The organism is Rhodobacter aestuarii (genome assembly GCF_900156655.1).
Taxonomy (GTDB): Bacteria; Pseudomonadota; Alphaproteobacteria; order Rhodobacterales; family Rhodobacteraceae; genus Rhodobacter; species Rhodobacter aestuarii.
In genome coordinates, this window is the sequence record NZ_FTOG01000005.1 from 223,808 (window position 1) to 246,422 (window position 22,615).

Consider the following 22,615-nt stretch of genomic DNA (forward strand, 5'->3'; position numbering starts at 1 on the left):
AACAAAGATGCTCATTTTGGCAAAACTGTGCACCATAGAACCTTGACGGAAATGGCGGCGAATAAAATACTCCGCACCAAGTATATCTGCGGAGGACCCTTGTATGCGTAAACTGACTACGGCGCTCACTTTGAGCACGTCATTTGTGATGATGATCGGCGCCACGGGCGCTTTCGCGGAAAGCCACGGCGAGGCCGCTTCGGCCGAGCATGGTGCGATGGCTAGCCATGGGGCGGTGGGCGATGACGTAATTGCCGCGCAGCGTGATGCGCTTTACGCAGCGACGGTTGGTCGGGGCTTCGGCCCGCAAGCGCCGCGCGATCTGTCGTTCACCGAAGGCACCAACCCGATCGATTTTGCCGCGGCCCCGCCTTCCGCAGAGATGAACCTGTGCAACATTCACTTCCATGAAGGCGCAGAACATCGGGGCGGTGAGTTCACCACCTATGCAGGCAATGGCGACGGGGCAGGGTATGGCAGTGGCTATATCTATGATGGCATGCTTTCGGACGCCGAGCTTGCGCCCTACGCTCATGCGGTGGGGGCTACCGAGCATGGCGCGCTCGAACCCGGGGATACGATCGAAATCCATTATGTCTATTCGAGCGCCGAGGTGAAGCCCGGCCCAACCTTGGGGTCGTGCCTGAGCGAAGCCGTGGGCAACCCGCAATTGCGGGTGGAAGCCTATGTCTATGTTGTCGTCAATGATGACAGCGCCGCCGATCTGACGGAGTTGAACACCGTCACCCGTGTTGGTGGTAAATGGCAGGCGCCGAAAGTGCCGGCCGGAGCGGGCGAGCCCATCACCTATGACGGCTCGACCACCGGGCCGACCTATAATGAGAAGGGCTCGCCTTTCCAGGTGACCTGGAGCGTGCATCCGAAGGTGACCAAAGTGTCGATTGCCTCGGTCGGTGCCTGGCTTGCCGACAACCCATTCGATGAAGACCACGCGCATGGCGTGCGGACGCTGGTGGAAGAGCCCGCGCTTTTGTCGAAGATCAACTGAACGAAGGTATAAGCTGTCAGGCCTCGAGACAGGGGCCTGACAGTGTTTTTATGTGCGGCCTGTTTGAGGCCGCAACCGCGCCAATAAGCCGAATCGCCCCGCACCGTACACGCGGCACATAGGCTTGCGGTGTTGGTTGACGCCTATTTATAGGCGATCTGAGGCCTTCGATCCGCTCGTTTTGCAGGGCGTGCGCTTAGATGACGAAAGCCGTCCCGCTCTCCTTTTTGTTCGGCTCTGAGGGGCTTTCAGTCACGATGGCTTCGACAAATTTTGGGAGGCAATAATGGCCTCCTGTGTTTGTAGCTTCCATTAATCGTCGCATTAACCTTTTGTGGATCGTTTTAAATAGCGCCTGTCTTCAATGGCCTATCGCGGCGCCAGCAATACGCCGCCGAGTACTTTAAACTTAGATGGTCGCTTTAGATCACCTGCCATGCCTACGTAGTTGCTGCGGCGAAAGCCCGTGAATTGTGGCGGGTAAAGCCTTCCCTCATTGCGTGCTTTTGGATGGCCATAGTACCCGGCTAGGTTGAAAAATACTTGATGTGCGTTTCAGTTTTGGCGACCATGGCGCGCGTAGCCGTGCAGCCGGGCATTTGGTGGCAGAGGAAGCGCTGCCCGGACTCAAATGGTATTAATAATTTGTGAAAGGGTGGCAAAAATGGCGGTTTTAAATGGCGATGCATTCGACAACATGCTCATAGGTAGCGCAGCGGATGATATCCTCTACGGACTCGACGGAAACGATACGCTCAACGGCGGTGCAGGGGACGATCTACTCTTCGGCGGCGATGGGGATGACATACTGCATTTCGGGAACGGCGACGATATTTTGAAAGGCGGCTCTGGAAGCGACATCTTCCAGCTATGGGGCGATGCAGAAAATACGCACACGCTGATCACGGACTTTACGGAGGATGATCGGCTTAGCCTGAGAACGACAGATTGCTACAATGCAGACTGCCCCGACTTCAGCCGCAAACCGCACCAACAAACAATGGAAGACCACCAATGCGTGGCGTGGGGACCTTGTGGAGTTTTTGCACTCCCGCATGGTCGTCATGGGTCAGATGCCCATGAAAACGTTGGGTCAATATGATTGCCAGCGCAACCATTAAACTCGCAACAAAGGCGACAAAAAAATGCGCAGACAGACCCATTACACTCCACCTGTCATCAAGATGCGTGGTGTTTTCGTGCCGATACGTGGTATTTCTTAACGTCTAGCGGACGTATTAATAGTTTATTCATCTTAGTCGATAGACCATGGCGCACCTAGGCGCATTCGGCTGCAAGATCGGAATAATCTATAAAGTTATCCGCACACGTTTACCTTTTGTGGCCGAGATGAACAGTTCCGCTATGAAAGTTAGTTAATAGTTGGACAACACACAGGCGTGTTAACTTTTAAAGGCTGATAAACCCCGAAATGACGAATCACCTCAGGGTTGTATCTCTTGAGTGTGCCCCATGACTTTCGGCGACATTCTCGCCGCCGTCACAAAGATGACCTTCCCCCACACGGCACAAAAAAGCCCCCGCTTGGTCTAACCAGAACCAAGCGGGGGCGTTCGTCGCTTATGCGCTTACGGGATCAGCCGATCAATGATCGCATCGGCCGCTTCCTCTGCGGTCATCGTCGTGGTGTCGATGCGCAGCTCGGCATTGTCGGGCGCCTCGTAGGGGCTGTCGATGCCGGTGAAGTTTTTCAACTGCCCCGCGCGCGCTTTGGCATAAAGCCCTTTGACATCACGCTCTTCGGCCACTTCCAGCGGCGTATCCACAAACACCTCAACAAACTCGCCCGGCTGCATCATCGAGCGCACCATGTCCCGTTCGGCCCGGAAGGGCGAGATGAAGGCGGTGATCACAATCAACCCCGCATCGGTCATCAACTTCGCCACTTCGCCCACGCGGCGGATGTTTTCCACCCGGTCGGCCTCGGTGAAGCCAAGGTCTTTGTTCAGCCCGTGGCGGACGTTGTCACCATCCAGCAAGAAGGTGTGGCGGTTCATCCGCGCAAGTTTCTTTTCCAGCACATTGGCGATGGTCGATTTGCCAGAGCCCGAAAGCCCCGTCAGCCAAACCACGGCAGGCTTTTGGTTCTTCATCGAAGCATGGGCTTCGCGGCCAATTTCCAGCGCTTGCCAATGGATGTTGCTCGCCCGACGCAGCGCAAAATGGATCATGCCCGCCGCAACCGTGCGATTGGTCAGCTTGTCGATTAGGATGAAGCCCCCCAGATCGCGGTTCTCGCTATAGGGCGCAAAAGGGATCTCGCGGTCGGTCGTCACATTGGCGACCCCGATCGCATTCAGATCCAGCGTCTTCGCCGCCAGATGGTCTTGGGTGTTCACATCCACTTCGTATTTCGGCTGATGCACCGTTGCCGAAACCGTCTGCGCGCCGATTTTCAGCCAATAGGCGCGCCCCGGTACGAGTGAGCTATCATCCATCCACACAAGCGTGGTCTCAAACTGATCCGCCACTTCCAGCGGCGATTGTGCTGCCACAATCACCTGCCCGCGCGAGCAGTCGATCTCGTCTTTCAGTGTCAGCGTGATGCTTTCACCGGCCACCGCCTCGTCACGGTCGCCATCAAGCGTCACAATCCGCGCCACTTCCGAGGTTTTGCCCGAGGGCAGCACCCGCACCTGATCGCCCGGCGCCACAGTGCCCGAGGCGACAAGCCCCGAGAAACCGCGGAAATCCAGATTGGGGCGGTTCACCCATTGCACCGGCATCCGGAAGGCGCGGCGTTGGTCCGAGGCGCTGTCGAGTTCGACCTCTTCAAGATGCGGCAAGAGCGAAGGGCCTTGATACCAAAGGGTATTATCGCTCGGCCCAAGGATGTTGTCCCCCGCAAGCCCCGAGATCGGGATCGGCGTGAACTTCGAAATTCCGATGCCGCGGGCGAAGCTGTCGTAATCGGCGACGATCTTGTTGAAGATGTCCTCGTCGTAATCGACCAGATCCATCTTGTTGATCGCCAGCACGACGTGACGAATGCCCAGCAGGTTCACCAAATAGCTGTGACGGCGGGTCTGCGTCAGCACGCCTTTGCGCGCATCAATCAAGATCACGGCCAAATCGGCGGTCGAGGCGCCGGTGACCATGTTGCGGGTATATTGCTCGTGACCGGGGGTATCGGCAACGATGAACTTACGCCGCTCGGTGGCAAAGAAGCGATAGGCGACATCAATGGTGATGCCCTGTTCGCGCTCCGCCGCGAGGCCATCGACCAAAAGCGCGAAATCAATGTTTCCGCCTTGGGTGCCGACGCGTTTGCTGTCGGCCTCAAGCGTCGCAAGCTGGTCTTCAAAGATCATCTTGCTGTCATAAAGCAGCCGCCCAATCAGGGTGGATTTGCCATCATCGACCGAGCCGCAGGTGATGAAACGCAGCATGGTTTTGTGCTGGTGCGCTTCAAGGTAGGCGTCGATATCTTCGGCAATCAGGGCGTCGGTTTTGTAAATCGGGTCGGTCATGTCACGGGTCCGTTGTGATCTTGGCGCAGGAGGGGCGGGCAGGGGCTCAGAAGTAGCCTTCTTGCTTCTTCTTCTCCATCGAGGCGGCTTGATCGTGGTCGATCGCACGGCCCTGACGCTCAGATGTGGTGGTCAGCAGCATTTCCTGAATGACCTCAGGCAGGGTTTTCGCATCGCTTTCAACGGCGCCGGTGAGAGGGTAGCAACCCAGCGTGCGGAACCGCACCGAGCGCATTTGCGGGGTTTCACCGTCGCGCAGCGGGAAGCGCTCATCATCCACCATCAAAATCAGCCCGTCACGCTCCACTGTCGGACGCGGGGCCGAGAAGTAAAGCGGCACGATTTCAATGCCTTCAAGGTGGATATATTGCCAGATATCAAGCTCGGTCCAGTTCGAGATCGGGAACACCCGCACGCTTTCACCCTTCGCCTTACGGGCGTTGTAAAGGCGCCAAAGTTCGGGGCGTTGGTTCTTTGGGTCCCAACGGTGATTGGCCGAGCGGAACGAAAAAACGCGTTCCTTGGCGCGGCTTTTCTCTTCATCGCGGCGTGCGCCGCCAAAAGCCACATCGAACCCGTATTTGTCGAGCGCCTGTTTCAGACCTTCGGTCTTCCACATATCGGTGTGCAGCGCACCGTGATCGAACGGGTTGATGCCACGTTCCAGCGCCTCGGGGTTTTGGTAGACCAAAAGCTCCATCCCGGCGGCTTTCGCAGCTTTGTCGCGCAACGCATACATGTCTTTGAACTTCCACGTCGTATCGACATGCAACAGCGGGAAGGGCGGCGGCGAAGGATAAAACGCCTTCTTCGCCAGATGCAGCATCACCGCACTGTCTTTGCCGACCGAATAAAGCATCACGGGGTTTTCGGCTTCCGCCACCACCTCGCGCAGAATGTGGATGCTCTCGGCTTCGAGGCGTTGCAGATGCGTCAGCGTTTTCATGGGCACTACCAGATCGTCGTTTCCAGGGTTTTCCCAAGCCTTATCAATCTGCGGCCTTGGCGAACCCCCCATTTGGGGGGTATATCTTGAAAATGTTCTACGTTGACGACCAAACCCGCCTTTTGAATACACTTTTTTCCTGCGCCGCCGCTTCGGAGGGGCCGGAAAGGGGCCAATGGCAGCCGTTTTTGGCGCGGTTAAGCGATCTGGCGCGGGCGGATGGCGTGTCTTTGTGTCTTGCGCAGGGGCGGGCACAGCGGCGCTCATGGTCGGTAGGCCAAGCGCCAAATATCGCGCCAGAGGCGCTTGAGCCCTTGCGGTTTCAGCGCGTCTATGAGCAAAGCGAGGTGCTGGGCGAAGCGGCTGAGAGCGGCTTTTTACGTCTGATCAAAGTGCGCAGTGGCCCCAACATGCAGGCGGTTTTGAGCTTGTTTCGCGGGGCCGAGAAATCGGATTTTCGCGCCATTGACGGGCAAAGCCTCGATCTGGTCGCGGGGTATCTGGCCCAAGCGGTTTCAATCTGGGCCGCGCTTGAGGAAGAGCGAAGCCTTGCCGCACTCAATGCGCAAACCGCGCAGCTTTTGGGCGCGGGCTGGCTTTTGATCGACAGTGGCGGCGTCATTACCCATCTCTCCCCGCTTGCCAAAGACCTTGCGGAAGAAGCGGGTTTGCCTTTCGCAACGCGGCGCCGGTTTGAGCCTTCTGACCCGGCGCTTGCGTCGGCCTATCGTGCGGCGCTCTCTGCCTGTCTTGCCCATGGTCGCCCGCAGTCGGTTCTGTTGTCCCATGAGCCGCTGATTGAAATGGTCTTGCAACGCGATGTGCAAAGCTCGGCAGGGGGGCTGCGCGCTGCGTTGCGCCACGCGCCGCAGCTTCGGTCCATTGATCCAGCCAGATTGGCCACACATTTTGGTCTGACCCCAAGCGAAGCGCGGCTCGCCGCGCGGCTTTGTGATGGGCAAAGCCTGCGCGATGCGGCGCAAGATTTGGGCTGGACCGAACAAACCGCGCGCAGTTGCTCGAAAGCGATCTTCGCCCGGCTTGGGGTTTCTGGCCAGCCCGCACTTGTTCGGCATATCCTCAGTAGTGGCGTCTTTTTAATAGCTTAGGCCGCGAAGTTACACCCAACCCGTCAGCCCTGTCGCACTTGTGCCGGTGGCCCAAATGCGGCGCGCCCAGACCGAATGCTGCCCAAGAGGGAGCGGCCCGGTCGTGCAAATTTCCCCGGTCCGCGCATGGGTATAGCGGATTGTGCCGCCTGTTGTGCCAATCGTCACTGCCCGCACTGGCCGCGCCAAATCCACGGTATCATTGGGGGTGATCACCGCAGCCCCAAGGCTTGGCCCTTCAAGGCCGACATCTTGCGCTTTAAACGGATCTGTCATCATGCTTCCCTTTCCATCGGAATGCGCGAAACTCTCCCTGATCAGCGTCAACGCCCCGTTAGGGAGCCGTGCGCTGCCTTCGCCCGGCAAGGACCACTTGGCGCGGCCAGTCGCATCCGCTACGAAGAGAGCGATAAAACGGCAAGGATAGATGATGAAAATTGCTGTTGCAGGGCTTGGCTATGTGGGGCTGTCGAATGCGGTTTTGCTTGCGCAACACCATCAGGTCATGGCGGTCGATGTTTCCGCCGACCGGGTGGACGCCGTCAATGCGGGGCGCTGCCCGATCATCGACGCTGAACTTGAAGATTATCTTGCGCGCGGCAACCTCAACCTGACCGCGACCTTGGATGCAACGGCGGCCTATTCGGACGCCGATTTCGTGATCATCGCCACGCCCACGAATTACGATCCGGTCACAAACTACTTTGACACATCAAGCGTTGAAGCCGTGATCGCGCAGGTGATTGCGCTGAACCTCAGCGCGACGATCGTCGTCAAATCCACCATTCCGGTCGGCTTTATTGAGCGCATCCGCGCCGAGATGAACACCGAACAGGTGATCTTCAGCCCGGAATTTCTGCGCGAGGGCCGCGCACTTTACGACAACCTGCACCCGTCTCGGATCATCGTGGGGGAACGCTCGGAACGGGCAAAGGTCTTTGCTGAGCTTTTGCGTGAAGGCGCGATTGGAAAAGATGTGCCCGTGCTCTTTACCGACCCCGCAGAGGCCGAAGCCATCAAGCTTTTCGCCAATACCTTCCTTGCGATGCGGGTCGCGTTCTTCAACGAACTCGACAGCTATGCGATGGCGCGCGGCATGGATACGCGCCAAATCATCGAAGGTGTCGGCCTCGATCCGCGGATCGGCAGCCATTACAACAACCCTTCCTTCGGCTATGGCGGCTACTGTCTGCCCAAAGATACCAAGCAGCTTTTGGCAAACTATTCGGAAGTGCCGCAAAACCTGATTGCCGCGATTGTGGATGCGAACCGCACCCGTAAAGACTTCCTGTCCGATCAGATCATTGCCCGTCGGCCGAAGGTGGTCGGCGTCTACCGGCTTGTGATGAAAGCCGGCTCAGACAATTTCCGCCACAGCGCGGTGCAAGGCATCATGAAGCGGATCAAGGCGAAGGGGATCGAGGTGATCGTTTTCGAACCCGCGCTGGAAGAGGATCAATTCTTCGGTTCACGCGTGCTGCGTGACCTTGAGGCCTTCAAGGCCGAGGCCGACCTGATCATAGCAAACCGGATTGTTGAGGAGCTGGAAGACGTGCGCTCGAAGATTTTCTCGCGCGATCTGTTTGGCGCGGATTGATCTCTCAAACAGCCACAGCGGCGAACGCATATCAAAAACGCCAAATCTGGCACGTCGGCTCGGCCCTTTTGATGGGGTCGGGCCGTCGTCTTTTGGTGCGACGATGCGGCCTCTGGAATTTCCCGGCACTCGCGCGGAGCCCCCGCTCAGTTCCCCGTGTGGGGCCTATCTTCCCAACTTAGTTACCGAAAAGTGATTCGGCTCACATCCGGTGCAGTGACGAACAAAAATGCGCAAAAGGTCATTTTGGCGTCAAACAAGGAACAATTAACCCTGCCCAATTGTTTGCTTCCGGGCGCAAGATTGATGCGAAAACGGAAACTGCGCCACGGCGAGATTGTCGCCAAAATGGAAACGCTGAGCCCGTTCTTGCCCCCCGTCAACAATCGCTTTCGCCCGATTGCTCTGGTTAATCCAACGTAAACATTAAACTTTTCAGGGAATTTTTCGCACCTCTGATGCGGTAGCCTGAAACAATCGCGCAGGCATCGCGGCGCTTTTGGGGCGAAACAACTGCGCTTGCGGAAAGCGCGCGGCGAAATCTTGGCGAGATTTGGGCAAATTCCCGTTCCAAGGGCCTGCGACGCTTGGTATCTATTGGATAGCCCGACTGGGGGGCTTCTGGCCGTGGGGGCGGCCAAATGTGTGTGCGCCATCCGAAAGGATGTGTGGGAAGGTTGTGTGGTGCTGCTGTCGGCGAGATGATCTGCGATCTCGTCACATTTACGAACCGAGACTTAGGGAAAACCGCCTTTTGGGCGGCTTGGTTCGTGCATCCTCAGTCGTCCTACAATCCTTGTCGCATGCGTGAAGTTCGTTGGCGGGTCTGTGACCTGTCGCTGGGTATCGCTGGCGCTGCCAAGGCGCGCCGCTCGAAAGATAGGCGCGTGGGCCAGTGGTCCGCAGGCGGTTTAAGGAGAGGCTGCTATGACGTTGTTCAATTTGTTTAATTCTGATCCGACGGCGCGGGATGATTGCGCGACAACGGCTTACAATACTTCTGTGACGATCAATGTCTTGGCCAATGATACCGATCCGAACTGCGACAAGCTTTCGATCTGTGGCACGCCCACCTCTGACCAAGGGACTGTCACCGTCAATTCTGACGGCACGCTTACCTTTACCCCCAGCACGAATTTCACCGGCGCGGCGTCCATCTCCTACACCGTGACCGATGGCCATGGCGGCTATGACACCGCCACCGTGCGTATCACTGTCGAAGAACCTCCGCGGGACTACATCGTTGAAGGCACCGCCGACGATGACCTGATCGACTACGCCTATACCGGTGATCCGGAAGGCGACAAAATCGACCATAACGACAATGCCACCTGCGATAATGATGATGTCGTGGTTGCGGGGGCTGGCAATGACACCATTCTCTCGGGTGCGGGCAATGACACCGTTTACGGCGAAGATGGCAACGACCTGATCGACGGCGGCGCAGGCGACGACAATCTTGTTGGCGGCGCGGGCGATGACACCTTTGTGGGTGGCGCGGGCAATGACACCTTCACCGGTGGCACCGGCCTCGATATGATCGACTATTCCGCCTCTACCTCGGGCGTGAGCGTCAACCTCAGCACCGGTGCGCTTTCGGGCGGCGATGCGGCGGGCGATGTGATCTCCAGCGGCGTGGATGGCGTGATCGGCACCGATTATGCCGACAGCCTCGTGGGCTTCGATCACCAAGGCACCAACCCCGCCGATACCTATACCAACGTCTTTTACGGCGGTGCGGGCGATGACACGATCATGGGTCTTGGCTCGGACGACAGCCTTTACGGCGGCGCCGATGATGACAGCATTGAAGGCGGCGCGGGCGATGATTACATTGAGGGCGATGGCGAATTGGCCACGGCTGCCCCCGCGAAAGCGCTGACCGTCGATTGGCAGCAGTTCAACGAAAACTGCGGCACGATCGTCGATGGTTCGTCCTATGATATGGGCGGCGTCTCTGTCACTTTCGACTTCACCGCGCAAGATTACGGGGCAACGGCAACCTCTTATACCGGCGCGCAATATGTCGAAGCGGGTGACGGGCTCGAAGGCACCGGCGGTCTGCGGCTTTACGGCTGCGGCGGCGAAGGTGGCATCGACAACACATCGACCACCACGCTGACCTTTGCCTCTACCGATGAAGATTACGCCTCGGCGGTCACCGATGTGACCTTCCGCATCAACGACGTCGATATCGGCAATAGCTCGGATTACCACGAAGATATCGTCACCGTCCGCGCCTATGATGCCGATGGCAATCTGCTGGACGTCACCTATGAGGTCGGCGGCAGCCAAACCGTTTCGGGCAACACCGTCACCGGCCAAGATGTCGATAACGGTTCGCTTTCGACCACCAGCGAGACGGGCTCGGTCTTGGTGCATATCTCGGGCGATGTGGCCCGGATCGAGATCGACTATGACAATGGTGGCGATACTGACCAAGCCATCACGCTGACCGATCTGACCTGCACCACCGTTTCGGCTGAAGACGATGAAATCGCGGGTGATGATACGCTTTTGGGCGGCGATGGGGATGACACGATCCTTGGCCAAGGTGGTGATGACATCATCACCGGCGGCGAAGGCGATGACGTGCTTTCCGGCGGCGATGATCGCGACGTGATCTATGGCGCGACGGGCGACACCGTTGATGGTGGCGCGGGCGGCGACGATTGGGACGTGCTCGACATCACCGGCCAAGGTGACTGGCGCGTGGTCAATCAAACGACCGACAGCAATGGCAACGGCACCGATGGCACCGTTGAGTTCCTCGACAGCGATGGCAATGTCACCGGCACGCTCGATTTCACCGAGATCGAAGAAATTCGCGGCGATGATGTGAACCATGCGCCCGAAGCGTCGGATGATACGCTGACTTTGGCCGAAGACACGACCAAGTCGATCAACGTGCTCGCCAATGACAGCGATCCCGATGGCGACACGCTCGAAATCATCTCGGCCAGCGCGCAGCATGGCACCGTCAGCTTTGATGCCTCGGGCAATCTTACCTACACGCCGGACGCCAATTACAATGGCGCCGACACGATTACCTACACCGTAAAAGATCCCGATGGGGCGACCGATACCGCCGAAGTCGCGGTGACGGTGACCCCGGTGAACGATGACCCGGTGGCAAATGACGATATGGCCATCGGCGACGCGAGCACGCAGATTGTCATTTCGGTGCTCGACAACGACACCGATGTGGATGGCGATCCGCTTACCGTGACCTCGGCCTCGAGCCCCGATGGCACCGTGACGATTGACCCGACGACGGGCGAATTGACCCTCACGCCGACGACCGGTTTCTCGGGCAACACGACGATCAGCTACGAAATCTCGGACGGCCAAGGCGGCACCGATACCGCGACCGTGCAGGTGACGGTGCTTTACACCCCGCCGCCGCAAGATGGCTATGTCGATGGCACCGATGATGCCGATCTGATCGACTATGACTACACCGGCGACCCGGAAGGCGACTTGATCGACCACGGCGACGCGATCTTGGGCGATGACGAACCCAATGACGACCGCGTTCTGGCCGGTGCGGGCAATGACACCGTTTTGGCGGGCGAGGGCGATGATACCGTCTGGGCTGGCGAAGGGGATGACTCGGTCGAAGGGGATGTCGGCAACGACAGCCTGCTCGGCGAAGCTGGCAATGACACGCTGCGCGGCGGCGTGGGCGATGACACGCTTGAAGGTGGTCTTGGCGACGATAGCCTGATTGGCGGCGTCGGCGATGACAGCCTGCTTGGCGGTGACGGCAACGACACGATCAGCGGCGTTGGCGGCGATGACATCGTTTATGGCGGCGCGGGCCATGACTCGATCACCACCGGCGCGGGCAGTGATGCGGTCGATGGCGGCGATGGCGATGATTACATCAACACCCGCAATTCCGTAGCCTCGCCCGACATCGGCTATCCGGGGCTCTACCCCTCTGACACCGATCCGACCGATGATATGGATACGGTCTCGGGCGGCGCGGGCAATGACACGATCCTGACCGGCGATGATGCCGATTACATCTTGGGCGGCGACGGCAATGATGTGATCGATGCGGGCGTTGACCGCGACACCATCCTGGGCGGCGACGGCAATGATCTGATCACCGCAGGCGAAGGCGATGACTGGGTCGAAGGCGGCGCGGGCAATGACACCATCTATGGTGGCCTTGGTCCGAGCTACCCCGATGCGATCAACATCCCCGATGATACCGACCTTGTGCAAAACAATGGCCGCGATGTCATCAGCGCGGGCGACGGCGATGACGTTGTCTATGGCGAAGATGATGACGACCAGATCGCGGGCGGTGCGGGCAACGACTACCTTGATGGCGGCATCGACGAAGACACGATTGCCGGTGATGAAGGCGATGACACGATCATCGGCGGTGCGGGTGCCGACTATCTGATGGGCGGCGATGACCAAGACACCTTCTTGGTTGGCTCTGCGAATGAGGGTATTGGTGATGTGATCGATGGCAACGAGGGCGGCGTGGACTATGACACGCTCGACCTTACCGGCGCGGGCCCGGTGTCGATCGCTTATGATCCGACGAACCCGGAAAACGGCACCGTCAGCTTCCTCGATACCGATGGCAACGTGCTTGGCACGCTCGACTTCACCAATATCGAGAACATCATCTATGACGAAGGTGATGGCTGGGTTGAGGGCACCGACGGCGCCGATCTGATCGACTACAATTACACCGGCGACCCCGAAGGCGACATGATCGACCACGCCGATGCGATCTTGCCGGGCGACGCGGCCAATGATGATCGCGTGTTGGCCGGGGCGGGTGATGACACCGTGCTGGCGGGCGAAGGCGATGACACCGTTTGGTCTGGCGCGGGCGACGACTCCGTCCAAGGCGGCAATGGCAACGACAGCCTTTTGGGCGAGGAGGGTGCCGATACGCTGGAAGGCGGCGACGGCAATGACACGCTTGAAGGCGGTGATGGCAATGACCTGCTGGATGGCGGCCAATCTTCCGACACGCTTTCGGGCGGTGAGGGCGACGACACGCTGATCGGCGGCGAAGGCGAAGACCTTCTGAACGGCGATGCGGGCGATGACAGCCTCTCGGGCGGCAATGGCCAAGACACGCTTTACGGCGGCGACGGCAATGATACGCTCGATGGCGGCGACGGTGATGATCGTCTTTACGGCGAGGATGGCGACGATGTGCTGACCGGCGGGCAGGGCCAAGACCTGCTGGACGGCGGCGCGGGCAATGACACGCTTTCGGGCGGTGACGGCGTCGATACGCTTCTGGGCGGCGATGATCGTGACTGGTTCGAAGTGCGCACCGCTGCCGATGGCAACAACGACTTCATCGACGGCAACGAAGGCGGCGACGACTGGGATACGCTCGATCTGCGCGGCGCGGGCCCGTTTGACGTTCTTTACGATCCGACGAACGACGAAAACGGCACCGTCAACTTCCTCGATAGCAACGGCAATGTCACCGGCACGCTGACCTTCCGCAACATCGAGAACGTGATCCCCTGCTTTACGCCGGGCACGATGGTGGCAACGCCGCGCGGCGAACGCCGGGTGGAAGAGTTGCGCGAAGGCGACAAGATCCTGACCCGTGACAACGGCATTCAGGAAATCCGTTGGGTTGGCCGCCGCGACATGAGCCGCGCCGAGCTGATCGCTGCGCCGCATCTGCGCCCGGTGTTGATCAAGGCGGGCAGCCTTGGCAACGGGCTGCCCGAGCAAGACATGCTGGTCTCGCCGAACCACCGGATGCTGGTCGCCAATGAACGCACCGCGCTCTACTTTGAAGAGCACGAAGTTCTGGTCGCGGCCAAGCACTTGGTCGACAATGCGGGCGTGAAACCGGTGGAAACGCTTGGCACCAGCTACATCCACTTCATGTTCGACCGTCACGAAGTGGTTCTGGCCAATGGCGCCTGGACCGAGAGCTTCCAGCCGGGCGATCAAACGCTGGGCGGCATGGGCAATGCCCAACGCTCGGAAATCTTTGAACTCTTCCCGGAACTCAAAACCCGCGAAGGGATCGACCACTACACGGCAGCGCGCAAAACGCTGAAGAAACACGAAGCCGCGCTGCTGCGGGGCTAAGTCAGGGGCTGACGCAAGTCAGTGGGGGCTGTGGGGCGCCCGGGGCAGAAGCTCCGGGCGTCTTGCGGCGAAACTGTGATCGTGAGGGCCGGGGTATGGCTCAATCTCGTCTGTTTCATGGCGAGAAACGGTCAGTTTTTGCCTTTTGGGGCAAAAATGAGGCAGTTAATCTTTCTTAAAGCGGTGTTCTGCATTATCCTTTTACCCGGGGGCGTTCTGAAGTTTCCGGGCAATCGCCGGACAGGACGTGTGGAATGGCTGCTGAAGACGAAATATCTGCCGCATTGCGCGGAACGAACACGGCGCAAGCCGGCGCTGAGGGGGTCTCAGTCGTCGAGATGCGTTTGTGCTTCGGGTGCTACGACGGCATTTCCGGGCGCCTTGAGGCGCGCAACGGAGCAGGTCAGCAGCTATTCGCCGCCGATATTGCGCAGGTGCTGGGATCGATTCCCTGTTTCACCGCGCAATCATTGGTCGCCACCGGGTCTGGTCTCGTGCAGGTCGGGTCTCTGACCCCCGGCCTGCGCGTGATCACCCGCGATCACGGCATGCAAGAGTTGCGCTGGGTCGGGAAACGGACCTTTGGCTGGAAAGATCTCGGGCTGAACCCGCTGCTGCGCCCGGTGCGCATTGCGGCTGGCGCGCTGGGGAATGGATTGCCGGAGCGCGATATGGTCGTTTCGCCGAACCACCATTTCCTGACCAGCAAATCCGGCGAAGGCGAGGGCGGTGAACGACTGACAATGGCGCGCGATATGGTTGGGCGTCCGGGGATCACCACCGAGATTTGCAGCAGCATTGAGTATTGGCAGCTTCTTTTCGACAAACATGAATTGGTTCTGTCGGATGGCTGCTGGTCGGAAACCTTCCTGCCCACGACACGAAATCTGGCCGCTTTGGATGATGACGGGCGGCAATCCGCGCTTGCTGCGTTGCCGGATTTGCAAGGCGGTGAAAGCGCTTCCTATGAAGCGGCGCGCCCTTTCGCCAAAGTTGGCTCTGCCGCGTAACCTCCTTATAAACCGCGACATTTCAACGCGCCCTTAGGTTGCAATAGCCTTTTCTTCGCCACAATCTCGCAGCTTTATTGTCGTTAACGCGGCCTTAATCTGCCATGCCAGGCGGGCATTCTCTCTGTGACGGCCATCACATCGGCCTCTGCAGAGAAGACTATGGCAACTTATAACGGCAGCTCGCGAAACAACTCTTACACTGGCACCGCGGGCAGTGATCAGATCTATGGCAATGACGGCAACGACACGCTCAACGGGGCGGGTGGCGATGACCTGATCGACGGCGGCACCGGCAATGATCTGATTTACGGCGGCGATGGCGCAGATACGCTTTCGGGCGGGTCTGGCTACAACACCATTTACGGCGGCGCGGGCAATGATGTTTGGCTCGGCGGCACGAATGAGGCGCAAAGCGCCGGCACCGATGCGGTCTATCTCGAAGACGGCGACGATTTCGCGACCCTTGGCTGGTTTTACACTGGCAATGCCGACACGCTTGATGGCGGCAGCGGCAACGACACGCTGTCGATGGAAAACTTTCCCGACACGCTGAATTCCGGGATCACGTTGAATGACGATGGCTCTTCCACGACCATCGCCTTTGGCACGGTCGTCCGCAATTTTGAAAATGTCATCGGCAATGGCGGCAATAACGCGCTCACGGGGAATTCGAGCGCCAACATGCTTGATGGCGGGGCCGGCAATGATACGCTTTATGGCGGCGCGGGTGACGACACGCTGAACGGCGGGGCAGGGGCCGACCAGCTCGATGGCGGCACCGGCATGGATTATGTCGATTACACCGACTCCGACGCCGGGGTGAACGTCAACTTGGCCAGCGGCTCGGGCACGGGGGGCGACGCTCAAGGCGATACGCTCGGGGGCATAGATGGCATCTATGGCTCCGACTATGACGACACGCTGATTGGCTTTGACCTCGCGGATTACTCTGACAGCGAATACGCTTTCACCAACGTCTTCTACGGCAACGGCGGCAACGATTATATTGATGGCGCTGGCGCCGATGACAGCCTGTACGGCGGCACGGGGAATGACACCGTGCTGGGCGGCTGGGGCAACGACCTCGTCGATGGCGGCGAGGGCGACGACAGCCTTGATGGTGGCGACGGCAATGACACCGTTTTGGGCGGTGCTGGCGATGACACGCTGAATGGTGGCGCGGGGGATGACTACCTTGATGCGGGCACCGGTTCGGCCACGATCAATGGCGGGGCAGGGTCTGACACGATCTATGTTCATGCCAATGAGAACACCACGGTCATCGGCTCTGAGGATGCGGGCGATACCGATACCGATGTTCTGATCCTTGAGCGCGATACCGGCGCGACCATTGTTTATAATGAAAACGATCCGGAATCGGGCACGATCCTGTGGGCCAATGGCACCACGACCACCTTTGAAAATATTGAAAACATTCAATATGTGCCCTGCTTCACACCGGGCACCCGGATCGAAACAAAGCGCGGGCTTGTGCCGGTGGAGCGGCTCAATCTGGGCGACAGGGTGCTGACGCGCGACAATGGCTATCAGCCGATCCGCTGGATCGGGCGGCGGGCGCTTGGGGCCCATGCGCTGGCCGCACGGCCACAATTGCAACCGGTGCAGATTGCCCAAGGCGCGCTTGGTGAGGGTCTGCCCGAGGCGGATATGCTGGTCAGCCCGCAACACCGGATGTTGATTTCGGGCACCCGCGCCGAGCTTTTGTTTGGCGAGGGCGAGGTTTTGGCCGCCGCGCTGCACATGGTCGGCCTGCCCGGGATCACCCGTGCAACGCGCAGCGCCATCACCTATTTGCACCTGATGTTCGACGCGCATGAAATCATCCGCGCCGATGGGGCTTGGACCGAAAGCTTCCAGCCGGGCGATCACACGCTTGCCGGGCTGGAAACGCCGCAACGCGATGAGCTTTTTGAACTTTTTCCGCAATTGCGGCAGGCGCATCGGCGCGGACAATGGGCGGCCGCGCGGCTTTCGCTCAAGCCGCATGAGGTGCGCGTTCTGCTGGCGGCCTGATCTTTTGGTAACACCCGCCACGCAAAAGATGTCTCACGCGTGCGTGTCTTGACCGGGGCATGGTTTCGGCGCATCTGCTCGTTAACCGATACCAATAAAAACCTCGGGCAGTATCATGGCATATTCCGGCTTCTCCCGCCCCGACAGCGGGTTTGATTTCATTGCGTTGCGCCGTCGCAAGGGCGTAACCGAAATCGTCTATGACGATGGCGTGGCGCGCCGCCTTGTGTGGCGGGTGCAGGGGGCGGCCAATGAAGGCAGCCTGACCGAGGCTTTGGCCCATGCGCGCCGCGAAGTTCGGGTTTTGCCCGCGCTCTATGCCGAATTGCGCAAACGCTCGATTGCGATTGAGGCGATCGCAGGCTGATTTTCAGATTTCGAAAAACAAAAAAGGCCGGATGCGCACATCCGGCCTAAGGAAGAGGCCGCGACAGGGGGAAGCGGCACTCGGGAAAGAAGCAGATCAGAAGCCCGCGAACGTATGGGGCAGGGTCGGCGGCTCAAGCCGTTCGCCCAGACCGATATCGCGGCGCATGTGGTCATCCAAACGGTCCATCGCGCGGGCCGTGGTGCGCAGGGTCATCCAGTCCAGAACCAATCGCAAAACGGCAGCGCCGGGGCGCAACGCAGCGGGGCGGTGCGACAGCGTGAGGCTCGGATACGACAGGGCGGCGGCGGTAGACAGACCCGACATGGGACACCTTTCAGGACGAAGTTCTGTATTGATACAATCCAGCCTTTGCTGGTATTGATACCCTACAAAATCCGCACAATCCGCGCGAGAGAAACATTGTGACTGATACAAGTTGGAAGCCAGACCTGCCCGTTCAGTCGGGTCCGAAGTATTTGGCGCTGGTGCGCGCGCTGCGTGATGGCGTGCGTCGCGGCGATTTGGCGCCCGGTTCGCGGCTGCCCACAGTCCGAGACTTGGCGTGGAAACTAGGGGTTACGCCCGGAACGGTGGCGCGCGCCTATCAATTGGCGACGCAAGAGGGGCTTTTGGAAGCCGCCGTCGGACGCGGAACATTTGTATCAAAACAATCACGTCGTCTTGGTCCGACCGAATCGCTTTATCAACAACCGCTCTCTGACCCCGCCGATGACGGGCTGATCGACCTGCGCTCGCCGCAATTGCCCGATGTGGGGCAGTCGCAAGCGTTGTCGCAAGCGATGGTCGGCGCGGCCGAGGAACTGGGCGAGCATTATCTGGAATATCCCGGCCTGCGGCGCGACCGCTATTGCCGGGTGGCGGCGCTTGACTGGTTCTCGAACTGCTCGCTGGAGCATATGATCGACGCCGATGATCTGGTGCTGACGCATGGCGGGCAAAACGGCATCAACATTGTGCTGCAATGCTGCTTGCGCGGTGACCGGCCCGTGGTGCTCTGCGAGGAACTGGCTTACCCCGGCTTTCGTCATGCCGCGCGGCTCACGCGTGCCGAGGTGGTGGCGGTGAAGCTTGACGACGAAGGCATGATCCCTGAGGCGCTGGATGCCGCGTGCCGCCGCTATGGCGGGCAGGTGGTCTGTGTCACGCCCGATGCGCAAAACCCGACCACGGCGCGGATGTCGAACGAACGCCGCCACGCCATTGCCGAGGTGGCGCGGCGCCACGATCTGCAAATCATCGAGGATGATTGCTACACCGCGCCGGTGTCCGGGCTGGATGCGTTGCGCGCTATCGCGCCGGAACGCACCTGGCATGTGACCTCGCTTTCGAAAACCATCTCGGCGGGGATGCGCTTTGGCATTGTCATCGCGCCCGAGGGGATGGGCGAGGCGGGGCGGCTCACCGCGCAGCACAGCTTCTTTGGCCTGCCGCGCCCGGTGACCGATATCATCACCCGGCTTTTTAAAAGCGGCGAGGCGATGCGGTTGCGCCATGATGCGCAAGAGGTGATGAGCCGCCGTCTGCAAATGGTGGTCGAAGCGCTTGAGGGCCATGACATCGCTTGGCAACCGGGGTTGAGCTTCATCTGGCTGCGGCTTCCCTTTGGCTGGCGTGCCTCCACCTTCGCCCGCGTGGCAGAGGCGGAAGGGGTGCTGGTGCGCTCGGCCGATGAATATGTGCTCTATGATGGCCATGCACCGAATGCCGTGCGGCTTGCCCTTTCGGGCGGGGTGCCGGAGGAACGTTTGATGCGCGCCATCGCCAAGCTGCGCGATCTGCTCAAGAATCCGCCCGGCGATCTGCCCGTCTAGGCCGCAAATTCGCGCCCTAGTTGAGCCGCTTGGGCGGGCTGCACAAATCTTTGGCATTTGCCGCTTGTGGCTGCGTTTGCCTGCCCGCGCGCGCACCGCCCCCCCTTTTCTCTGCCGATGGCCTGTGCAAATTTGGCCAAAGCTGCGCGCATTTGCCTGCAGCGCGTGCCTTCGGGCCAGAGGGAGAATTTCATGTCGGCATCCCCCTTGCGGCGGCTGGCGCGTTCAGAAACGGCCAATGGCTATTTGATGGTCAGCCCCACGCTGATCTATGCCGTGCTGCTGCTGGCGGCGCCGCTGGTGATCATCTTTGCCTATTCCTTCTTCAAGGATGGCTATCTGGAGGTGATCCACGAATTCACCACCGCCAACTATATCGAGGCGTGGAGCGACCCGATCTTTCGCGCGATCTTGCTGCGCTCGGTGACGGTGTCGGCGATCGTGACCTTTGTCACCGTGGTGCTGGCGTTCCCGATTGCCTATTTCATCTCGTTCAATGTGCCTGCGGCCAATAAATCGCGCTGGCTATTTTTGATCACGATCCCGTTTTGGACCTCCTATCTGATCCGGGTGTTTCAGTGGAAAGTGATCCTTGGCTACAATGGGGTGATCAACTCGGTGCTGATGGGGCTCGGCATCACCGATGACCCGCTGCAAATGCTCAACACCATCGGCGCGATTGCGATCACGCTCGCCCATGCCTACGCGCCCTTCGCGATTTTGCCGATCTTTGTGAGCCTTGAGAAAATCGACCGCTCGCTTTTGGAGGCAGGCCAAGACCTTGGCGAAAGCCGTTTGATGACCTTTTGGCGCGTGACGTTACCCTTGGCGATGCCCGGCGTGATTGGCGCGGTGATGATTGTCTTCATCCCGACGATTGGCGATTACGTCACCCCCGTCATCATCGGCGGCGGCAAGTTGCCCATGGTCGCCAATATGATCCAGATGGATATGCTGAAGATCGACAATAAGCCTCTTGGCTCTGCGATTGCGGTTTCCTCGATGTTCGTCGTGGCGGCGATTTCGCTGATCTTCCTTTTCCTCAACCGCCGCTTTCTGAGGGGGCCGAAATGAAATTCTCTGGCCTGCGGCTCTACGCGCTCCTCTATCTGCTTTTCCTTTATGCACCGATCCTGCTTTTGCCGGTCTTTGCCTTCAATGACGGCACGGTGATTGCCTTCCCGCTCAAGGGCTTCACGCTTGAGTGGTTTGGGCAAATGGCCTCGAATGACACGCTGGGCCGTGCGCTGGTGAATTCGCTGATCATCGCACTTTCGACCGCGATCCTGTCCACGACGCTTGGCATTTTCGCTGCCCGCTCGGCCACTCGCTACCATTACGCAGGCAAAGCGGGGGTGATGGGGCTGATCATGCTGCCGCTGGTGCTGCCCGAGATCATCGTGGCGGTGTCTTTGCTCGTCGTGCTTTTGGGCATGGGGATGACGCTCTCCATTTTCACCGTGATCTTGGGCCATGTGCTGATTGCCACGCCCTATGCGATTGCGGTGCTGAACGCGGCCTTTTCAACGCTCGATCAATCGCTCGAAGAAGCGGCCTATGATCTGGGAGAGACGAAATGGTCCACCTTCCGGCTGATCATTTTGCCGCTGGTTACACCGGGCATCATTTCCTCGGCGCTGATGGCTTTCACCATCTCTTTGGATGAGTTCATCATCGCCTTCTTCCTCGCGGGCGAGCAGGTGACGCTGCCGACCTATATTTACTCGCAGCTGCGCTTCCCAAAACAAATCCCGATGATCATGGCACTTGGCACTGTCTTGGTGCTCGCCTCAGTCATCTTGCTCACCTTGGCCGAATATTTCCGCCGTCGCGGTCTTGCGAAAACCGGCGCCAAAGATACCGGAGGTTTCCTGTGAACCAACCCGCCCCGAAAGCCGCGCCCGCGCCGCTCGAAAGCCGCCGCAAGATGATCGAATTCGATCAAGTGCACAAATATTACGGCGATTACCACGCGCTGCGCGGCATTTCTGCGGTGATCCGCGAGGGTGAGTTCTTCTCGCTTCTTGGCCCCTCTGGCTGTGGCAAGACCACCCTCCTGCGCACAATTGCGGGGTTTGAAGACATTTCATCCGGCGCTGTGCTGATCGACGGCAAGCATATGGAAGATGTGCCGCCGAACAAACGCCCCACCAATATGGTGTTCCAATCCTACGCGATTTTCCCGCATTTGACGGTGGGCGAAAACGTGGGCTTTGGCCTGCGCCGCGACCCGCGCCCGGCGGCGGAAAAGGCGCAAGCGGTGGAACAGGCGCTCGAAATGGTGGGGCTGAAGGGCTATGGCGCCCGCGCGGCCCATGCGCTTTCGGGCGGGCAACGCCAACGCGTGGCTTTGGCCCGCGCGCTGATCCTCAAGCCCAAGGTGCTGCTCCTTGATGAGCCGCTTTCCGCGCTGGATAAAAAGATCCGCGAGCAGATGCAGGTTGAACTGATCAAGCTGCAACGTGAAGTGGGCATCACCTTCGTTCTGGTCACCCATGACCAAGAAGAAGCGCTCGTCATGTCAGACCGGATCGCAGTGATGTTTGAAGGCGAGATCGCACAACTGGCTGACCCCGAAACGCTGTATCGGCGCCCCGCCTCGCGCCGGGTGGCGGATTTCATCGGTGTGATGAACTTCCTGCCCGCGACGGTGCTGGGCGAGGGCAATGGCCATGTACAATTGGAGGTCGCGGGGCTTGGCCCGGTGGATATCACCGACGATCAAGCACAGGCCATCCCCACGGGCGAGCCTGCGGCGGTGGGCTTCCGCCCCGAAACGCTGACAATCTTGTATGAAGGCCAAACCGCGACCGACCGCGAAGCGCCGGGCGTGATTGATGAGGTCGTCTATTACGGCGACATGACCTATTACGACGTGAAGCTCGATGGCGTGGAAAAGCCGGTGCGGATTTCCATGCGCAACGTCTTTGGCCGCGAGGTGCTCGATGTGGGCACCCGCACCCGCGTGGCGTGGTCGCCCGGCGCGCTGGTGCTTTTCCGCTAAAAGGGCAGGGCGGTTCACCGCACTGCAAAAGGGCGCTCTAAACGGGCGCCCTTCGACTTTGTGCAAATATCCCGGGGCGTGAATTTTGTGCGGTACGCACAAAAGAGGGGGGCA

General features: G+C 59.4%; 16 protein-coding genes. 12 read left to right on the forward strand and 4 right to left on the reverse strand.

All coding sequences use genetic code 11. The features are described from left to right. Nucleotides 1-103 precede the first annotated feature (103 nt). Nucleotides 104-1,009 carry a delta-class carbonic anhydrase gene (locus BW967_RS09020; protein WP_076484725.1) on the forward strand — a complete coding sequence of 302 codons (906 nt, stop codon included), beginning with the start codon at nucleotides 104-106 and terminating at the stop codon, nucleotides 1,007-1,009. A 664-nt stretch (nucleotides 1,010-1,673) separates the two neighbouring features. Then, nucleotides 1,674-2,111 (forward strand): calcium-binding protein, encoded by a 438-nt coding sequence (locus BW967_RS19025; RefSeq protein WP_076484726.1) that lies wholly within the window; start codon nucleotides 1,674-1,676, stop codon nucleotides 2,109-2,111. Nucleotides 2,112-2,598: 487 nt separating this feature from the next. On the opposite strand, the gene cysN is transcribed toward BW967_RS19025, so the two are convergent. After that, entirely contained in the window at nucleotides 2,599-4,500 is a 1,902-nt protein-coding gene (cysN, locus tag BW967_RS09030) for a sulfate adenylyltransferase subunit CysN (RefSeq protein WP_076484727.1), read from the reverse strand. Between the two features lie 46 nt (nucleotides 4,501-4,546). After that, the gene (gene cysD / locus BW967_RS09035) at nucleotides 4,547-5,446 is read right to left on the reverse strand and encodes a sulfate adenylyltransferase subunit CysD (protein ID WP_076484728.1); all 900 of its coding nucleotides are present in this window, start codon (nucleotides 5,444-5,446) and stop codon (nucleotides 4,547-4,549) included. 92 nt (nucleotides 5,447-5,538) lie between these two features. On the opposite strand from cysD, the gene BW967_RS09040 reads away from it, so the two are divergent. Continuing rightward, the gene (locus BW967_RS09040) at nucleotides 5,539-6,555 is read left to right on the forward strand and encodes a helix-turn-helix transcriptional regulator (RefSeq protein WP_076484729.1); all 1,017 of its coding nucleotides are present in this window, start codon (nucleotides 5,539-5,541) and stop codon (nucleotides 6,553-6,555) included. A 9-nt stretch (nucleotides 6,556-6,564) separates the two neighbouring features. On the opposite strand, the gene BW967_RS09045 is transcribed toward BW967_RS09040, so the two are convergent. Continuing rightward, nucleotides 6,565-6,831, reverse strand: coding sequence for a spike base protein, RCAP_Rcc01079 family (locus BW967_RS09045; protein WP_083952089.1), 267 nt, complete (start codon nucleotides 6,829-6,831; stop codon nucleotides 6,565-6,567). Between the two features lie 154 nt (nucleotides 6,832-6,985). Here BW967_RS09045 and BW967_RS09050 point away from each other — a divergent pair, with 154 nt between their 5' ends. The 5 genes from BW967_RS09050 (at nucleotide 6,986) to BW967_RS09085 (ending at nucleotide 17,662) form a co-directional block, all read left to right on the forward strand. Then, nucleotides 6,986-8,152, forward strand: a complete 1,167-nt coding sequence (locus tag BW967_RS09050; protein ID WP_076484808.1) for a nucleotide sugar dehydrogenase — start codon at nucleotides 6,986-6,988, stop codon at nucleotides 8,150-8,152. A 927-nt stretch (nucleotides 8,153-9,079) separates the two neighbouring features. Beyond that, nucleotides 9,080-14,248 carry an Ig-like domain-containing protein gene (locus BW967_RS18380; RefSeq protein ID WP_083952077.1) on the forward strand — a complete coding sequence of 1,723 codons (5,169 nt, stop codon included), beginning with the start codon at nucleotides 9,080-9,082 and terminating at the stop codon, nucleotides 14,246-14,248. A gap of 254 nt (nucleotides 14,249-14,502) precedes the next feature. Then, entirely contained in the window at nucleotides 14,503-15,258 is a 756-nt protein-coding gene (locus BW967_RS09075) for a Hint domain-containing protein (protein WP_076484732.1), read from the forward strand. Nucleotides 15,259-15,420: 162 nt separating this feature from the next. After that, the gene (locus tag BW967_RS09080) at nucleotides 15,421-17,295 is read left to right on the forward strand and encodes a Hint domain-containing protein (RefSeq protein WP_076484733.1); all 1,875 of its coding nucleotides are present in this window, start codon (nucleotides 15,421-15,423) and stop codon (nucleotides 17,293-17,295) included. A 115-nt stretch (nucleotides 17,296-17,410) separates the two neighbouring features. After that, the gene (locus tag BW967_RS09085) at nucleotides 17,411-17,662 is read left to right on the forward strand and encodes a hypothetical protein (RefSeq protein WP_076484734.1); all 252 of its coding nucleotides are present in this window, start codon (nucleotides 17,411-17,413) and stop codon (nucleotides 17,660-17,662) included. A 96-nt stretch (nucleotides 17,663-17,758) separates the two neighbouring features. Here BW967_RS09085 and BW967_RS09090 read toward each other — a convergent pair whose 3' ends face one another. Then, a complete protein-coding gene (locus BW967_RS09090; RefSeq protein WP_076484735.1) occupies nucleotides 17,759-17,989 on the reverse strand; it encodes a DUF1127 domain-containing protein in 231 nt (76 codons plus the stop codon). A 98-nt stretch (nucleotides 17,990-18,087) separates the two neighbouring features. On the opposite strand from BW967_RS09090, the gene BW967_RS09095 reads away from it, so the two are divergent. The 4 genes from BW967_RS09095 (at nucleotide 18,088) to BW967_RS09115 (ending at nucleotide 22,501) form a co-directional block, all read left to right on the forward strand. Further along, nucleotides 18,088-19,497 (forward strand): aminotransferase-like domain-containing protein, encoded by a 1,410-nt coding sequence (locus BW967_RS09095; protein WP_076484736.1) that lies wholly within the window; start codon nucleotides 18,088-18,090, stop codon nucleotides 19,495-19,497. Between the two features lie 192 nt (nucleotides 19,498-19,689). Then, on the forward strand, nucleotides 19,690-20,571 hold the full coding sequence (locus BW967_RS09105) for an ABC transporter permease (protein ID WP_076484738.1): 882 nt from the start codon (nucleotides 19,690-19,692) through the stop codon (nucleotides 20,569-20,571). Next, the gene (locus tag BW967_RS09110) at nucleotides 20,568-21,374 is read left to right on the forward strand and encodes an ABC transporter permease (RefSeq protein ID WP_076484739.1); all 807 of its coding nucleotides are present in this window, start codon (nucleotides 20,568-20,570) and stop codon (nucleotides 21,372-21,374) included. Before BW967_RS09105 ends, BW967_RS09110 begins: the two co-directional genes overlap by 4 nt. Nucleotides 21,375-21,424: 50 nt before the next feature. Then, complete coding sequence (locus tag BW967_RS09115; protein ID WP_076484811.1) at nucleotides 21,425-22,501, forward strand: ABC transporter ATP-binding protein; 1,077 nt, start codon at nucleotides 21,425-21,427, stop codon at nucleotides 22,499-22,501. Nucleotides 22,502-22,615: the final 114 nt, after the last annotated feature.

What these genes read in the sequence shown, in the direction of transcription:
- BW967_RS09020 (WP_076484725.1), top strand. Translation starts at nt 104, where the DNA reads ATGCGTAAACTGACTACGGCGCTCACTTTGAGCACGTCATTTGTGATG.
- BW967_RS19025 (WP_076484726.1), top strand. Translation starts at nt 1,674, where the DNA reads ATGGCGGTTTTAAATGGCGATGCATTCGACAACATGCTCATAGGTAGC.
- cysN (WP_076484727.1), bottom strand. Translation starts at nt 4,500, where the DNA reads ATGACCGACCCGATTTACAAAACCGACGCCCTGATTGCCGAAGATATC.
- cysD (WP_076484728.1), bottom strand. Translation starts at nt 5,446, where the DNA reads ATGAAAACGCTGACGCATCTGCAACGCCTCGAAGCCGAGAGCATCCAC.
- BW967_RS09040 (WP_076484729.1), top strand. Translation starts at nt 5,539, where the DNA reads ATGTTCTACGTTGACGACCAAACCCGCCTTTTGAATACACTTTTTTCC.
- BW967_RS09045 (WP_083952089.1), bottom strand. Translation starts at nt 6,831, where the DNA reads ATGACAGATCCGTTTAAAGCGCAAGATGTCGGCCTTGAAGGGCCAAGC.
- BW967_RS09050 (WP_076484808.1), top strand. Translation starts at nt 6,986, where the DNA reads ATGAAAATTGCTGTTGCAGGGCTTGGCTATGTGGGGCTGTCGAATGCG.
- BW967_RS18380 (WP_083952077.1), top strand. Translation starts at nt 9,080, where the DNA reads ATGACGTTGTTCAATTTGTTTAATTCTGATCCGACGGCGCGGGATGAT.
- BW967_RS09075 (WP_076484732.1), top strand. Translation starts at nt 14,503, where the DNA reads ATGGCTGCTGAAGACGAAATATCTGCCGCATTGCGCGGAACGAACACG.
- BW967_RS09080 (WP_076484733.1), top strand. Translation starts at nt 15,421, where the DNA reads ATGGCAACTTATAACGGCAGCTCGCGAAACAACTCTTACACTGGCACC.
- BW967_RS09085 (WP_076484734.1), top strand. Translation starts at nt 17,411, where the DNA reads ATGGCATATTCCGGCTTCTCCCGCCCCGACAGCGGGTTTGATTTCATT.
- BW967_RS09090 (WP_076484735.1), bottom strand. Translation starts at nt 17,989, where the DNA reads ATGTCGGGTCTGTCTACCGCCGCCGCCCTGTCGTATCCGAGCCTCACG.
- BW967_RS09105 (WP_076484738.1), top strand. Translation starts at nt 19,690, where the DNA reads ATGTCGGCATCCCCCTTGCGGCGGCTGGCGCGTTCAGAAACGGCCAAT.
- BW967_RS09110 (WP_076484739.1), top strand. Translation starts at nt 20,568, where the DNA reads ATGAAATTCTCTGGCCTGCGGCTCTACGCGCTCCTCTATCTGCTTTTC.
- BW967_RS09115 (WP_076484811.1), top strand. Translation starts at nt 21,425, where the DNA reads ATGATCGAATTCGATCAAGTGCACAAATATTACGGCGATTACCACGCG.